Annotated in this window: 17 protein-coding genes; 5 read left to right on the top strand and 12 right to left on the bottom strand. The window is 52.3% G+C overall.

The window, feature by feature from the left end:
* Positions 1 to 478: 478 nt before the first annotated feature.
* The 3 genes from ABFD83_09615 (at position 479) to ABFD83_09605 (ending at position 5536) form a co-directional block, all read left to right on the top strand.
* Positions 479 to 2317 carry a hypothetical protein gene (locus ABFD83_09615; protein MEN6357328.1) on the top strand — a complete coding sequence of 613 codons (1839 nt, stop codon included), beginning with the start codon at positions 479 to 481 and terminating at the stop codon, positions 2315 to 2317.
* Between the two features lie 29 nt (positions 2318 to 2346).
* Complete coding sequence (locus ABFD83_09610) at positions 2347 to 3423, top strand: hypothetical protein (GenBank protein ID MEN6357327.1); 1077 nt, start codon at positions 2347 to 2349, stop codon at positions 3421 to 3423.
* A gap of 190 nt (positions 3424 to 3613) precedes the next feature.
* Positions 3614 to 5536 carry a nucleoside-diphosphate sugar epimerase/dehydratase gene (locus ABFD83_09605; protein MEN6357326.1) on the top strand — a complete coding sequence of 641 codons (1923 nt, stop codon included), beginning with the start codon at positions 3614 to 3616 and terminating at the stop codon, positions 5534 to 5536.
* A 246-nt stretch (positions 5537 to 5782) separates the two neighbouring features.
* On the opposite strand, the gene ABFD83_09600 is transcribed toward ABFD83_09605, so the two are convergent.
* From ABFD83_09600 to ABFD83_09555, 10 genes are all read right to left on the bottom strand, one after another.
* Entirely contained in the window at positions 5783 to 6358 is a 576-nt protein-coding gene (locus ABFD83_09600) for an N-acetylmuramoyl-L-alanine amidase (GenBank protein ID MEN6357325.1), read from the bottom strand.
* 2 nt (positions 6359 to 6360) lie between these two features.
* Positions 6361 to 6546 carry a YHS domain-containing protein gene (locus tag ABFD83_09595; protein ID MEN6357324.1) on the bottom strand — a complete coding sequence of 62 codons (186 nt, stop codon included), beginning with the start codon at positions 6544 to 6546 and terminating at the stop codon, positions 6361 to 6363.
* A complete protein-coding gene (locus ABFD83_09590; protein MEN6357323.1) occupies positions 6539 to 6868 on the bottom strand; it encodes a hypothetical protein in 330 nt (109 codons plus the stop codon). The genes ABFD83_09595 and ABFD83_09590 overlap by 8 nt, the downstream gene beginning before the upstream one ends.
* A gap of 68 nt (positions 6869 to 6936) precedes the next feature.
* Positions 6937 to 7200, bottom strand: coding sequence for a hypothetical protein (locus tag ABFD83_09585; GenBank protein ID MEN6357322.1), 264 nt, complete (start codon positions 7198 to 7200; stop codon positions 6937 to 6939).
* 42 nt (positions 7201 to 7242) lie between these two features.
* Positions 7243 to 7545: a hypothetical protein gene (locus ABFD83_09580; GenBank protein ID MEN6357321.1), complete on the bottom strand. Its 303-nt coding sequence runs from the start codon at positions 7543 to 7545 to the stop codon at positions 7243 to 7245.
* A complete protein-coding gene (locus tag ABFD83_09575) occupies positions 7546 to 7974 on the bottom strand; it encodes a hypothetical protein (protein MEN6357320.1) in 429 nt (142 codons plus the stop codon).
* A gap of 132 nt (positions 7975 to 8106) precedes the next feature.
* Positions 8107 to 8328: a hypothetical protein gene (locus ABFD83_09570; GenBank protein MEN6357319.1), complete on the bottom strand. Its 222-nt coding sequence runs from the start codon at positions 8326 to 8328 to the stop codon at positions 8107 to 8109.
* A 9-nt stretch (positions 8329 to 8337) separates the two neighbouring features.
* A complete protein-coding gene (locus ABFD83_09565) occupies positions 8338 to 8778 on the bottom strand; it encodes a hypothetical protein (protein MEN6357318.1) in 441 nt (146 codons plus the stop codon).
* Positions 8779 to 8864: 86 nt separating this feature from the next.
* Complete coding sequence (locus ABFD83_09560) at positions 8865 to 9761, bottom strand: Mu-like prophage major head subunit gpT family protein (GenBank protein MEN6357317.1); 897 nt, start codon at positions 9759 to 9761, stop codon at positions 8865 to 8867.
* A 124-nt stretch (positions 9762 to 9885) separates the two neighbouring features.
* A complete protein-coding gene (locus ABFD83_09555) occupies positions 9886 to 10302 on the bottom strand; it encodes a hypothetical protein (GenBank protein MEN6357316.1) in 417 nt (138 codons plus the stop codon).
* Between the two features lie 76 nt (positions 10303 to 10378).
* Here ABFD83_09555 and ABFD83_09550 point away from each other — a divergent pair, with 76 nt between their 5' ends.
* Positions 10379 to 11179, top strand: coding sequence for a DUF3800 domain-containing protein (locus tag ABFD83_09550; protein ID MEN6357315.1), 801 nt, complete (start codon positions 10379 to 10381; stop codon positions 11177 to 11179).
* Positions 11180 to 11378: 199 nt separating this feature from the next.
* On the opposite strand, the gene ABFD83_09545 is transcribed toward ABFD83_09550, so the two are convergent.
* Entirely contained in the window at positions 11379 to 12128 is a 750-nt protein-coding gene (locus ABFD83_09545; GenBank protein MEN6357314.1) for a hypothetical protein, read from the bottom strand.
* A 98-nt stretch (positions 12129 to 12226) separates the two neighbouring features.
* Here ABFD83_09545 and ABFD83_09540 point away from each other — a divergent pair, with 98 nt between their 5' ends.
* A complete protein-coding gene (locus ABFD83_09540) occupies positions 12227 to 12877 on the top strand; it encodes a DUF3800 domain-containing protein (GenBank protein MEN6357313.1) in 651 nt (216 codons plus the stop codon).
* A 146-nt stretch (positions 12878 to 13023) separates the two neighbouring features.
* Here ABFD83_09540 and ABFD83_09535 read toward each other — a convergent pair whose 3' ends face one another.
* Positions 13024 to 14271, bottom strand: coding sequence for a DUF935 family protein (locus tag ABFD83_09535; GenBank protein ID MEN6357312.1), 1248 nt, complete (start codon positions 14269 to 14271; stop codon positions 13024 to 13026).
* Positions 14272 to 14346: the final 75 nt, after the last annotated feature.

Raw genomic sequence — 14346 nt, 5'->3', positions numbered from 1 at the left:
TACATGGACTTCTTCTCGTTTTATATCGTTCCTCCCTCCATGACCGAAACAGGCAGGTTGCAATGTAGGGGTGAAGCATTTGCCGGTCGCATTAGGCCGGCTTTTCAAATCTCGCAGCAAATGCTTCACCCACAATGTGCCAACGCAGTGTATAAGTTTTACCGCTGGCCGGTCGAAACCATGAAAGCTATTGGAAAGAAATCAAAAGTGAGCGCGTCTATCATTACATATAGACATAACGCGAATATGAATGAGTTCAGTTCTCTCCGCACAAATATGCTTCGGATACGATTGTGCCGAAGCAGCCTCGAAAGAAGACCAACCTTCGGGGCATTCGCCCGCGAAGTATAAAGCTTGTTTCCCGGAGAACTGAACTCTCTTGCGAATATCGCACTCGATCACTAACCGAGCGGTAGTAGTTCCGGGCTCTTGGCTCTCCACTCTCCGCTCTCAACTGTTTCTGAGGGAGGGCAAGGCGATGCGCTGTCGTTATTTAATAATATCAATAATGGTCCTGGTGTCGGCGCTGCCTGGCGCGTATGCGTCGAAAGTAACTGTCTCGCGAATCCTGCGTGAGCACCGGATCAGTGTCGTCACCACCGAGAAGTCGGAATCAATAAGCAAGTATGTATTCAGGCTCGGCGTGCGCAACGAGACCTATATGGCGACCACTAACCTGCTGATCGAGAAAAGCCGCCTCAAGGATAAAGACAGCCTGCTCTTTGTGGTCGACCGCGAGAAGGCCCGGCGATTGATAGACGAAGAGAAGAAGCTGTTGCCTTGCCCGCCTGCAGCGGTCGATTCGGCTGAGGTGCTGCTTTATGCCGCTAAAGCTTCGGGGCGAAACGGCTGGGATATAATAGTAAGCGCTCCCAATGAGAAGTGGCTGGATTGGGAACTCGACAGGCTCTGCAAATCCGATCTGGACTCGATGCGCCTGGAAGAACGCGGCAGCATACTGGACAGATTTCAGGTAAAAAGGCTCTGTGTAATCTCGAACGCGGGTAAGCAGCTTGCGGAAGACTGGATATCGCGCCAATTAAGGCCGGGCTGCGACACTATCGACTGGCAGTTTGTTTCACTTGGCTCGGGCACGGAGAGTATCGACCCGGACATGGACCTGTTGTATATCATCAACAAAGCCGCTCTCGGCGAAAACGGCAAGCCGGTCTTACCGGATTTACCTGCGGCAATGCGCTCCTGGCTTGACTCGGATGAAAGCAGCGACGAGTGTGGGGCTGAAAAGCAATCTATTGTAAAAGAGACCGGCAGTACGCGCACGGTAAGCGCAGTCATCGCTCCATGTGCGCGGCAGTTGAAGAGTTTTCTTGCCGAATACCCGTCGGTCGATTCAATGCCCCAAGCCCTGTCTACGACAAACCTTACCGATCTGGGTAAGTATCGCCAGATGATTGTGATTGCCCGCGCCGGAGACCGTGGCGACAAGATACCTACTGCGGCTATCGACGATCTGGCGGGCAAGATGACTTCGGCACTGGCTGCACAGACCGGCTTTGAATGTGTAGGCCGTCAGGACCTCAAGGAACTCGTATATATGGCTCTGCTGCATCAAAAAGAAGGCAACCTGGACAGCAACGATATAGTAAAGATTCGCAAAGCAGCCGATGGAGCGCGCGCCCTGGCGGTAGTGGATGTAGCGGCATATACGACTCAGACGGACTACAGCGCCAATTCACCTCGATGCTGCACTTCACCTTTGGCGTCTTTTAGCGAGTCCGAGCCCAGCCGACCGCATGAGCCTGATCCAAACGAGCGCAAGCTCGGCATCTTTGGCGCTCACAAATATGATGAGGTGGACGGCAGCCGGTCCAACGACCCGGATTTCATACGCGATCACAGGCGCTGGGAAGAAGATATGCACGATTATCGCCGCGATCATGAACGCTGGGAGCGCCGCAAACGCGACTATGAGGATGCCCGGTTATACCATCAGATGGACTGGGAAGTATCGATAAACTCCACCCAGACCGTGCGAGTTTCCGGCAACCTCAGGATTTATGATATCGGCGAGCTCGAATCCGACTGTGCGGGCAAGGTGATTTTTTCATGCCCTCTCGGCGGTGTCGGGTCGCGAAGCGGCGTCTACTGGTCGGATCATGTAAAGGTCCAGGGTGAACAAAACCAGCCGTCTTTGCCAAGCGCGCCGCAGTCGACAACGTATATTCTTGATCAGACTGTTGCTTCCGAAGCGTTCGGCAATGCCTGCGCCGATGCGGTCGGTGATCTCTTAGCGCGCGCAATACTGCCGATGGATACATTTGACGTGGTGGCTGAAGGGAGCGTGAGTGCTCCATGAGACGCTTGCTCTGCTTTGTCATGCTAGGGATGTTAATATGTTGCGCAGTGCGCTGCGAACCGACTGAAAAACACCCTGCGGGGACCGCGACCGTTGTGGCCGACGGCGAAGCGCCTGCCGATTTGCCGAACGCCAGAGAGAAGGCCATTGCCGACGCTATGCGAAACGCCATAATGAAAGGGCTTGGAACATACATAGACTCGGTGACGGTCGGCCGGAACTACACTGTCGTGCGCGACGACATACTTCTCAAGCCGAGCGGTTTCGCTACCTGCGATCAGGTGCTTTCGTCGTCAACGGCAGATGGGCTGTATAAAGTCCGTATAAAAGCGACAGTCAGTAACCGGCCTTTGGCTGAGCGGCTGAAAGCGCTCGGGCTCACTCGGCAGTGGCGGGTTGGTGTGCTTGTGTCCGATTCGACCGTCGAATCCGCGATCAGCCAGCAATTGGTTTCGGCGGGTTTCAGCGTGATCGACGAAAACCGGCGAAAGCGCCTTGAGAAAGACGCCTCTGCTGCTCGCGCAGCCAATGGCGACGGGGACTCCCTGCGAGCCCTGGGCGGCGAGTTTGATGTAGACATACTGGTGACCGGCCGGGCGCAAGCCGATTATGTCGATCAGGACGATTACGGCGGGGTGACACTCTATCGCAGTCGGGGTCGCATGGATGCAAAGGCATATTATACCGATACGGGAGAACTGCTAACCTCGACCAGCGCATCCGCCGACGGTCTCGACCAGACGAAGAGCCTGTCCGCGGAGGCGGGGCTCAATAAAGTCGGAGCCAGGATCGGCGCCATATTCGCGGAGGACCTCTTAGTGGCTCCAGCCGATATGATGCCGTTTATAAGCGTGAAAATCAAGGGTTTCAAGGGTATCATGGCTGCGAAACGCCTAGAGGATGCGATGCGTGATCTGCCGGGGGTGACTCAACTCAAGCGCAGACGTTATACCAATGGCGTTTTGGAACTCAACCTTTATATAAAGTCTGATTACAAAGAAGACCTGCCGGCGCTGATTGAAAACAGCGCTGCGGGCAAAAGACTCGGTATAAAGATTGAGAACTACACAAAAACCTTTATGCAGGCCCGATTGACTGCGGATTGAATCGATATCAGATATCGGTTTCAAGCTTGCTTTCGTATTGACAATCCGGAAATCATGGTGCTAGAATACCAGATATGTCTGTCGGGCAAGCGGTCTCAAGGAAGATGTCCGTATTTGGCCGTTACTTGGCATGCAAATGGCGCGCCTTATCGCCACAAAGATTAAGGGGTAGGGGGGAGCAGTAGCTAGGATGAACGAAGCAACAGCTCGTGTATTTCGACGCATTCGTTCTCGTGCAGGACTACTGATGCTGATTTGTGGCGATCTGCTGGCTCTAAGTGCGGCGTTAATCCTGTCGCTTTGGCTTCGTTACGACACCCTCAGCTTTTCGCAGGTGATCGGTAAGCTCTTTGACGGGCACCCTGCTTGCTTTGTTCTAGTCCTGTGCTTTTACTCCCTGACTTTTCATGCTTTCCGGCTATATAAGTATGCCTGGCGTTTTGCCAGTATCGAGACTATATCCAGTGTTGTAGGAGCAAATACTGTCGGGCTTGTCGCAATGCTGGGCGTGCAATATGCATTTGACGGAAAAATATTTCCGCTTTCGGTAATTGTAATCTTTTGGATGATAAGTATTGCTCTGGTGGGCACCGTGAGGGTGCTGCTTCGTATGGCCAGCCTCAGCGCCAATTACGGCAGGGGCATGTTTCAGGTTATCCCTCAGGATACCCGCCCACGCAGGGTGGTCATACTCGGCGGCGGACCGGCAGGAGCAAGATTATTTAACGCGCTCAGAGATGAAGTCAGCGTCCAGTATGATGTAGTCGGCTTTCTGGACGACCGCCCTGAAAGAAGGGGACTATATATCAGAAAAGCGCGTGTGCTTGGTCCATTGAAGCACCTGCACCGCATGCTCGAAGAGCGCTCCGTTGATGAAGTCCTGATTGCAATGCCGGGCGCAAGCGGGTCCAAGATACGCGAATATGTAATGGCCTGCCGCAAGAAAAAAGTCCCTGTGAAGATAATCCCGGGCATGGATGAAGTCCTTAACGGCAAGGCGCCAGTGCGTATGGAGGAGATCAGTGTCGATGATCTGCTGCGACGTCCACCAGTAAAAATCAATCTGGATAGTATCGATGAATGCATAACCGGCGCGCGGGTCTTGATAACCGGCGCAGGCGGGTCCATTGGCTCTGAGCTTTGCCGGCAGATTATGAAACACAATCCTGCCACTATCGTGCTGCTTGGCCATGGAGAAAACTCCATTCATCAGATATTTCAGGAGCTATCACGCACTTACCCGGACAAAGTTGATAAGCTGCGTGTTGTAATAGCGTCCGTGTCCGATGACATTCGTATGGATCAGGTCTTTCAGACCTATCGCCCGCATGTGGTCTTTCATGCCGCTGCGCACAAGCACGTGCCGATCATGGAGAGCAATCTTCTGGAGGCAGTGCAAAACAATGTATTGGGGACCAGCGTAGTGGCCGAGTGCTGCGGGCTTTACGGCGCGCGGAAGATGGTCTTGATATCCACCGACAAGGCAGTATCGCCGTCAAGCGTAATGGGGGCTACGAAGTGGCTATGTGAGGAAGTCGTCAGATCGGCAAAGACACGGTATCCGTCCACACACTTTGTAACTGTGCGCTTTGGTAATGTTCTGGGCAGCAGGGGCAGTGTTGTGCCGATCTTTCATGAGGCGATTATGCACAAAGGACCGCTTTGTGTTACGCATCCTGATATGACCCGCTTCTTTATGTCCATACCCGAAGCAGTGCAGCTTGTGCTGCAGGCCAGCGCCACGGGCGATTCGGGAGAGCTTTATGTGCTGGATATGGGAGAGCCGGTGCGGATAACGGATCTTGCTTGCGATATGATCCGGCTGTGCGGATATGAGCCCAACGTTGAAATTCCGGTTATATACACCGGGCTTAGGCCGGGCGAGAAGCTGCATGAGGCTCTTACTACACCCGATGAGATTATGGAGCCTTCCAGCAGCGAGGGTATATTCGCAGTGCGAAGGCCGCAATACTTCATCGGTGAGGAGATGAGTGAGGTCATCAAGCGGCTGCGCAAACTCATAAACTCCGGTGATACCGTAGAGATGCGCAATCTGCTGGAAGAAGTAGTGCCCGGCTTCGCCACCAACACCCTTCTGGCAGAAGCCAAATGATTTAGTAATTAGTATTTTATATTGAGTATTTTTTTGTGAGTCGGTTGCAAAACTGCAGATGTTGTAGGTTTAGTCATTCCGAACGAATGTGAGGAATCTGCTTTGAACCTGACGTTGTAAAAGCAGATTTCTCGCTGCGCTCGAAATGACGAGTGTTATGTCTTTTGAGGATATTATCCGTATTTTAATTCGCATCAGGCGTGAGTAATTATTTGTTGGGGCCCGGAATAAAACCCGGGCCTCCTTCTATTTTATGCATTTGATGCATGCTTTTGCGATCTCAATCGATACGGCCTCTCTGAAGAACTTGTCCTTCAGATGCAGGGCGTCCCTGGCATTTGTCAGAAATCCGATCTCGAGCAGCATTGCGGGCATGTGCTTATAGGTGTCCCTCAGCACTCTCAGGTTCGAGTGCTGGCTCTGCGAGTCCCACTTCACACCTCGATTGACCATACCCTTCGCAGCCACGCAGCCTGCTAAAACCTTGGCGACTTCGGCGCTGCGAGTATCTCCCTCAGCCACAAAAGCTTCAACGCCTTGCGCAATCGAAGGCCCTGCATTGCAGTGTATCGAAACGAACAGATCGCAATTATCGACAACAGCCATCTTTCCGCGCGCCGACAGAGCAGTCATCTTCTCGTCTGCTCGAGTTAAGAGTGTCTGATATCCGGCGAGCCTTATGTGATGGCCTATTCGCTTCACAAGGTCGAGCGCAATCTCGTCCTCAATAAGCCCGTTTGCCGCCGCGCCTGTGTGTGATGACTTTCCGCGAGAGCCGTGTCCTGCATCCAGAGCAACTTTTAATGCCGCGCCTTTTTCCACTGCTAACCTCCACCCGAGTATTTTTCCGGTTCAGCCTCAAATTCTGCCCGGCACTCTTGTGAGCAGAACCTGTATGTCTCGCCATTACGAAACACAGTGTATCCTTCAATAGGTTTGGCTCCGCTGATTGTATACAAGACCTTGCCGTCCCCCGATAGCTCGACTTTACAAACAGGACACTTAACCATTGTTCGCGCCCTCCTGTTTAGCAAGTCTCTCAATACGCGCGGCTATGTAGTCAACGATTGCTGCGGCGGTCCTGCAGCTTATGCTCACACCGTATTTTGCGCTGATCGTGATAATCGCGCTTATTGCGCTCTTGCGGCAGTCGGAGGCAGTGTCGACTGCATCATAAAGCTCGCGTATAGAGCTTGTGTCGAGTCTTTCAAGCGCCTCAGCAACCGCCGCCGGGATATATGTCCCCAGCGGCGACTTGAGCAGATAGGCAATGACGATAGGCACGATATAGCCTAATGCGGTGATTATGATGTGGATTGTCTGCGAGTCCATGTTATTCTCCTACACACAAAAATAGCCCGCCTCACAATAAAGGCAGTCAGCATAAATTGCGCGGGTTGCTAAAAGCGGGTCACCAGATACAAGATGAGAGCGCCGTATACGGTTGCCGATATACTCCAGAGCAGGTTAAGGCTGATCGCCGAGGCGCGAGTCTTCCAGAGTTTTTCGATCTGGGCTTCGGCGCATTCTATACGCGCATGCTCCGCTGCACAGTTTGCCGTATTGCCCTGCGCAATCTGCGAGATCTCTTCTTTTATATGAGCGATATCATTTGCCGCGATTATCAGCAGCTCATGGTCCGACATCCGCGATAATTGTTTCATTCTTTCGTCCGCAGTCATATGAACGCTTCCTTTGACACAAGCTCACCTGCAAAGAATTGCCAGCTTAACCACCGAGTCATCTCCGATATGGTGTTCGGAAGTGCGCATGACTGTGTATGTAAATCCATCGCGAGTGAGTGTGTCATCGACGTTGATATTCGCGTCTCCCTGAGTCATCAACAGCAGCCCCGGATGCGTGACGCCCATTATCTCAACATCATCGAGATATGTGTTCATCATGGAGCTGCTGAGCATGCTAAAGATGCCGCGATATGTCCCCCCGGTCACTGTAAACGATTCGCCGTATTTGGCTAGTCTCTTTTTGACGCGTTCCGCAAAAGGCATCTACCACACCTCCTCATCCATTGAAAAGCAGGTATCAGTGTCGATAGTCGTGGAATCGGCTGTACTTTCGGACATCATCGGCAGCGTGCCCTTCAGATAAGGCGAGAGGCGTGATGCTCCCTGCTGCAGAAGATCGACCCCGCGTAGAGACGATGAGCCTATTGAGATTCCACCTGCCGAAAACTCCTCAGATGCGCCCGCTTCCCTGCGAAGCTGCTCGAGAAGCTCGCCGGTGATGATCTCGAGTATTCCCAGCTTAAGGGTGGCCTGAAGATTGGCGTCCGCAGTATTGTTAAGATAGACATCCGCAATGGAGTATTGCAGCGCGGGCTGCATCTCTGTAATGAGCGAGGTAATGGATGTGTCGTAAGTCGTCGAGTCGATCATGGCCTTGCGCTTGACGTCAGCGGCAGTTATTGTGATTGCCATATGTGGCCCTCCTTAGATAGTTGAGAGCGGAGAGCAGAGGGCATAGAGCCGGACCAGTCGCCGCTCTGTCTGTTGGTAAGAGTTCACTCTTATATCCCTCCAGGTATCTTACCTGGAGGGGAATGGTAAGCTCTACAGTATGCCCACCGCGCGCCATGCGTCGAAGAACCGTTTGTAGCCCTTGGTCGTGCCGTCGCCGTTGTTGTCGGCGGCGCAGAGTTGGTCGTAGCTGCCGTCTGTGGAACCGAAGAGCGTCTCGAAATCGGTGATGGCGACCCTCTGAAGAGCGTCTAGAGTGATGTAGTTGCCGGTGATCAGCCCGGCATTGGTTAGACTAGCGAGCAATATTTCCATCGAAACCTCCTATCCGAGCAGTTGAACCGAGAGTGCGACAGTGGCGGAGTGAGCGTCATTGTTCTTTACAGCCATCTGCGCACCGTAGCCCGGAATTACATCGACGACGCTGCAGTCGGCCGTATACACAGGGACCTCTACACCGGTGACTGTTGCCAAAGCGACCGGTGCGGCTCCCGCATCTCCGATTGGCGTTCGCCGATATAGCCGCATAGTCAATGTCTCATCCAAATGATTTGAGTAGACAGTGCGCAGGATTACATGCCTGACCCAGTCGATACCATCAACAGGTGTCGCCAGCACCTCGGCATATGCGGCAACTGTCGCGTCAAGGACCTGTCCAAGGTCAAGATACCTGGGAGAATGCTCTACGCACAGCCTGCCTTCGCCTGTGGTGGTAAGGTCCTGCACGAGGTTCGTATCTTCATTTAGAGCTGTTATCATTCTCATTTCACCTCCAAAAATGCCTCCAGGCAGGATACCTGGAGGCATAGTAAATATCATCAAATACTAAATCTCAAATACTCATTACTAAATTAGGAGGCTTGGCTTCCGTAGGCCATCTGCCAGAGTCCGTAGCCTGCGTTGTAGCGGGCGCGGACGCCGTAAATATACTCATCGCGCATAAAGCCGCTCTCTGAGTCGGCCTCGAGCGCTGCGAACTCGATAGGCATCCTGGACTGCAGGATCACAGGCTTCACTATACCCTTGGTCGAAAGGACAAACCAGTCGTTGGTGTCCGTCAGGTACGGCGATACCAGCAGATCGAGCTTGCCCTTAAGGACATTGGAAGCCTGCTTTGTGTTGTCGGTCGGCCAGTAAGTCGATTCCAGCAGCTCCATGGCTGTCCACTGCAGGTCCGGCGGCACGACCAGCAGGTCCGGCACTATTCCGAGGAACTTGCCGCGGTCGTCCTTATATTTCATCATAGCCGTGATCGCTGCCTGCAGAGCTGTCGCGTCGAGAGCTGTAGTGCCTTTGTTGGACTGCGTGCCGCTCTCGCCTTCGGAATGATCGGTATCGAAGAAATACTGGCCGTCATAGCAGGCCGCGCTGAAACCGTTCTTCAGAAGTGTGAAGACCAGCTCATCGATATGGCGCTTGGCCTCACGAGCCAGGGACTGAACGCGCAGTCTGATCTGGCCGAACTTGTCGTCCTCAATGGCCTCTCGCTCGACAGCGATGGAGGACTCCCAGGTCTTGTTCTTGATGGAGTAACTGTGCTCCAGCAGTCCCAGGGGCATTCTCTCGTCTTTGAACTCCCGCATGTTTGGAACTGCTCCCAGCCAGGGGTAAGCCTCCTCGTCGGATTCGGAAGGCACTATGGTTGCGATGCGCTCGTAGTTGGCAACTGTGTTGTCCATTGCTTCGAAGAATACTGTTTTCAGCCCGTCCTCAAGCAGATTGGGCATGTCTGATTTTGTAAGCGGCATTTTGTTCTCCTTTCAAAATAAGTTATGTGTTGTGGGTTACGAGTTATGAGTTAAGTGCTGAGTGTTATGGAAGCGTGGTATCTCCAGGAACACACAACTCAGAACTCATAACACATAACGGTTCTTAACTCGCGTAACGGTCGATCCTGACCCTGACGCTGGTTGTCGAGATGGACTCGACCGCGACCCCGGCTACTATGTTGTTGGTTGTTGCGGCGTCTGTGACGGTCTGATTGTCCTGAACCTTGAAGGTGACCCCGACATCCGTCTGAGCGCCGTTGGCTCCACCGTCGACGAAGACAAACGTACCTGCGGTCTCGACTCTGATGCTGAGCGCTCCTGCAGTGCCTGCTGAGTTGTCCACGGTCTCATAAGCGACACCTGCGAAGGTCTCACCGGCTGTGTCGGTCGAGTTGGTGGCGTAGCCCGCTGCGTTGATGTTTACCAGCGCTCCTTTGGGGATATTGACGGCTGCCATCGGGTATGAGATGACCTCGCCGTCCTTTCTCTTTGCTTCTCTTGCGGTTGTTGTTGCTGTCATGGTATGCTCCTTTCAAAGTGATAGAATATGGGAGAGGTGATTACCTCTGATACCCCTGACGGAAAGGTTGATTGCCTTGATCGAATACTGCGTTGACGAAGCGGGTGACAGCGTCTTGTGGGGAAGACGCGGTAAGCTCTTGGTCGGAACTGAAGGCTGCTCCAAGTACTTTATTCTTGGAATGGTTCACGTGAAAGACCCGAAGAGACTTGCGCTGCAGGCACAAGAGCTGCGACAGCAGATACTTGAAGACCCATACTTTCGAGGTGTGCCCTCCTTGGATCCTGTTAAGTGCAGGACTGCTGTCGCATTTCACGCGAAAGATGACCCAAGTGAGGTCAGGCGTGATTTCTTTAAGTTGCTAATGCAGCACGACATCAAGTTTCATGCCGTGGTTCGAGTCAAGCGCGAAGTCGTGCGGATTGTAAGCGAATGGAGATCGCTGCATCCTAATTATGTTTACAACCAGAACCAGCTATACGATAGTCTGACTCGCAGCCTGTTTCACGATAAACTGCATCGTGAAGATGCCTACTCGATTGTTTTTGCCAGAAGAGGCAAAGCTGACAGGACCAGAGCCTTGCAGTCTGCGCTTGAGGCAGCAAGAAGCAGGTATTGCAAAAAGAACAGCATAGTTCCATCCGCTTCCATCAAGGTGCATGCGGCTTTCCCCAAAGACCGGATTGAACTACAGGCTGCCGATTACTTCCTTTGGGCTGTTCAACGTGCCTACGAAAAAGGCGAGGACCGTTATGCGCAATTGATGTGGCCGCAAATCCACTGCGTCTGGGATTACGATGATACGCGAGAAGGCAAGACAGGGGTGCGCTACACAAAAGAAAAGCCGCTTGACGCGGCTTCAATACATCACTATTGACAGTAGATATAGGGTCTCCCGGAGACCGGGACCTCACGGCATGGAGCCGAGTTTTGTCAACTGTCAATAGTAGTATACCATAATTATCTGTGCAGTCAACCCTAATCTTGAGAGTATCAACCCACAATTGAACAATCCTTCGCGCGATGTCGTCATACAAGCACTTCTGCCTATTGGCGAGGAGGTAAGCGTATGCTTGCTATCTACCCCGATACCTCTCCACCTGCCCGCTGGTAACCCCCAGCTTCGCGAATATCTCAGGCTCATCGACATCAGCCTCAGCAGTGGCCAATTCTGAAAACTCGATCCCCTTGGGCTGAGACTCCAGAAACCATCTGAAGACCTGGCTCACAGGCGTGGCCGAACCGCCGAATGTGATGACATTAGAATCCTCTGAGCGAAGCAAGGCTTTTGCGAAGACTTCGGACGCAGGTGTAAGCTTTCCAGCTCGTTTTAGATCGTCAATATTGCTCTGAGCATTCTTGTCTGCAAGCTCAGCTCTGAGTCTGTCTACCTCGGGATCATCAGAACTAGAGCTAAATTCTGCATCTACGGCAATCTCGCTCTCATCGATCCGAACGGTATCATCCGCGCTGAAGACTGCTGCGTCCGATATCCTCGGCTCACGCACGAGCGACACCTCGGCTATCCCGCTCTTGTCCTTTTTGATCGCAACAGACAGCCGCTTTGCGTTTGCCTCTTTGATAAGTTCCCATGCAGCGCGCGTAAAACACAGCTTGCCGAAAAGCTCCTTTCCCTTGCGATAGACAGACTTTAGCATACCGATTGCGCCGTCAAACGGGGTAGATGTATGCTCGATCCGAACCGGTGCGTTGCATGTGCCTTCTATCAGCGAATCAAGGTCCTCCTCTGTAATTTCGATACCCCTGTCCGGGTACGCGCCGGCTTCAAAAAGCTTGGCTTCACGTTCGATTGTATTAGTGGTCATATTTTTCTCCTTTCAAAGTCTGTTTACGTGTCAGAATATGATGGGTGGTTCATTAAGTTTGCTTGCTACGTGACTGTTCATGGTGATAAAATCTCATCATGCTGAACAATTACTCAAATGACTGCATTTTCTACTTGGACGAGTCCGGCGATCTTGGTTTCAGTAATGGATCGTCTCACTACTTCGTAATTGCTGCAGTATGTGTAGATCATGGAGATCAAAAACATTTGAAACGCTTAGTCCGCCGCTTCAAGTCGAGTCGCGACATTCCTTTTGAAGCAGAACTGAAAGCGAATTCAAGCAAAATAACTGATAGAAATTTGTTTTGCAAGAAGCTTTCGTCGCTCAATTGCTCAGTTCACTATATTGTGATTAATAAGAATAGAGTTAAAGCAGAGTTGCGCCGGGACACAAACATTCTTTATAACTATGTCACCGGGCTTTTGCTAACGCCTCTCCTCTGTCCCCTTCATCAAGCTGACGTGCACCTTGATTGCAGAACCATAAAAGTAGCATCCGGCAATAGTCTGTGTGAGTATCTGCGGATTAAGCTTTGGTGCGAGATGAACTCACAGGTTAGTGTTAAGTTGGCATTTCCAGATTCACGGCAGTCATTAGGCATTCAAGTGGCAGATTTTGTAGCGAATGCAATTTTCAGACACTACGAACGTGGCGATTCCAAGGGTTACAAAGCTTTGGAACCAATTCTGGGTAACGGCACGAGGTTGTTTTTTGCAGTGGTACAATAAAACAGCGACTTCCTACGAGCGACTAGCTTGCATCTAGCTTATGCACACCCTTCCGGTGGCACGCTTTACGTAGGACTTACGTCGCCAAAACTAATATACCACAAAAAATCAGTATGTCAACCTCTATTTTTCTCAGCCTTTACTGCCTATGCCGCAGTGGGCAGCCCCAGATACTCCCGTATCCAGCTCTCATTAGGTCGGATCACCTCGCCTGAAATAAGCTTTGTGACTGCATTCGACAGCGATTCCAGGTCTTTATCCTCCAGCGGCCCCAGGCTGAATGTCGGGTATGCGCTGACGTTGAAGTTGTAATCCACCAAGCGCCTGATCACCTGCTCGCGCATCACGCTCTCTTCCAGGTCACGCTTGAGCTTTTGCAGGCACATTTTGAGCACGTCCAGATGAACTTTCGCCATAGCGTATGAGCCGGTGCGAGCGCCCTCGTCAGTCACCATTGTCTGAGCAAGAATTGCTTTGGCTATCTGCTTGTCGTGGAACTCTATCGCGTCCAGGTAACCCGCCTCGCCGCCGCGTTGAGCCTCCATAAGCTCGACCTGCACGTCCTCTGGTATAACGATAGCGGTCTGCTGCTGAATCTTATCAAGTATTTTCAGCAGGTCATCCTGAGCCGTCTTGGGTGTGCCTCTTTTGTAGCTGCCCTTAGCTGTAGGCGAGCCGTATTTTTCCAGATAGACATTCAGGAACCGCATCAGCACGTCCTTGCTCCAGAAGTGCTTGTAGGCTGCGCGCAGGTCCGACGTTCCATAAGGCGATTCATACCTGGGCAGATACGAGTAGATCGCAAACTTCTCCGGCGGAAGTGACCCCTCACCCCTGCCCTCGGTATTTCGGGAACTTGTTCCCGAAATGAACCCACTGTTTCTGTGAAGAGACCGCACATTCATGAACTCGTCTGTATCGAAGGTGAATGTAGACGGGTCCTTGCTCTTGATCGAGGCGAGTCCGATCATCCCAGCATACGACGAGTCCTCGATCACGCGATAGTTGATCTCCATCACACTGAAGCCCTTTGCCAGCGCATCGAGGACGTTGTAGAGCACGTCTAATATCGAGCCGCGCATATCCTCCAGCGCCCAGCGCACGAAGTCTGCTACACGAATGTCCTTTAGGTCGCTGGATGCCGGGTGAACTTCCCAGCCATGCGAGAGCACGGCAAACTTCTTGATCATCAGGCACGCCTGCACCTGGGCATCGCGCTGCATCTGATCGTAGATGCCATAGCCGCGCTTGCCTATCAGGTCATCGGGGTTATACGGCAAGATGGAACCCAGAGCAGATGTGATCGATCCTCTGGCTGATGCGAGTTCGTTTAAGGGCGGCGGCTTCCGGGAGCGGAGCTTATCCTTGAATTTGGTTAGAACCGATTTTGACATACACTGCCTCCTGTTTGGAAATTTGACGCTAAAATCAGGCACAAAAAAGCGCCCCTGCAGATAGACTACAAGAGC

The organism is Armatimonadota bacterium (assembly GCA_039679645.1).
Taxonomy (GTDB): domain Bacteria; phylum Armatimonadota; class UBA5829; order UBA5829; family UBA5829; genus UBA5829.
Note: the sequence above shows the minus strand (reverse complement) of the source record. Positions and strands in the feature narration are given on the sequence as shown.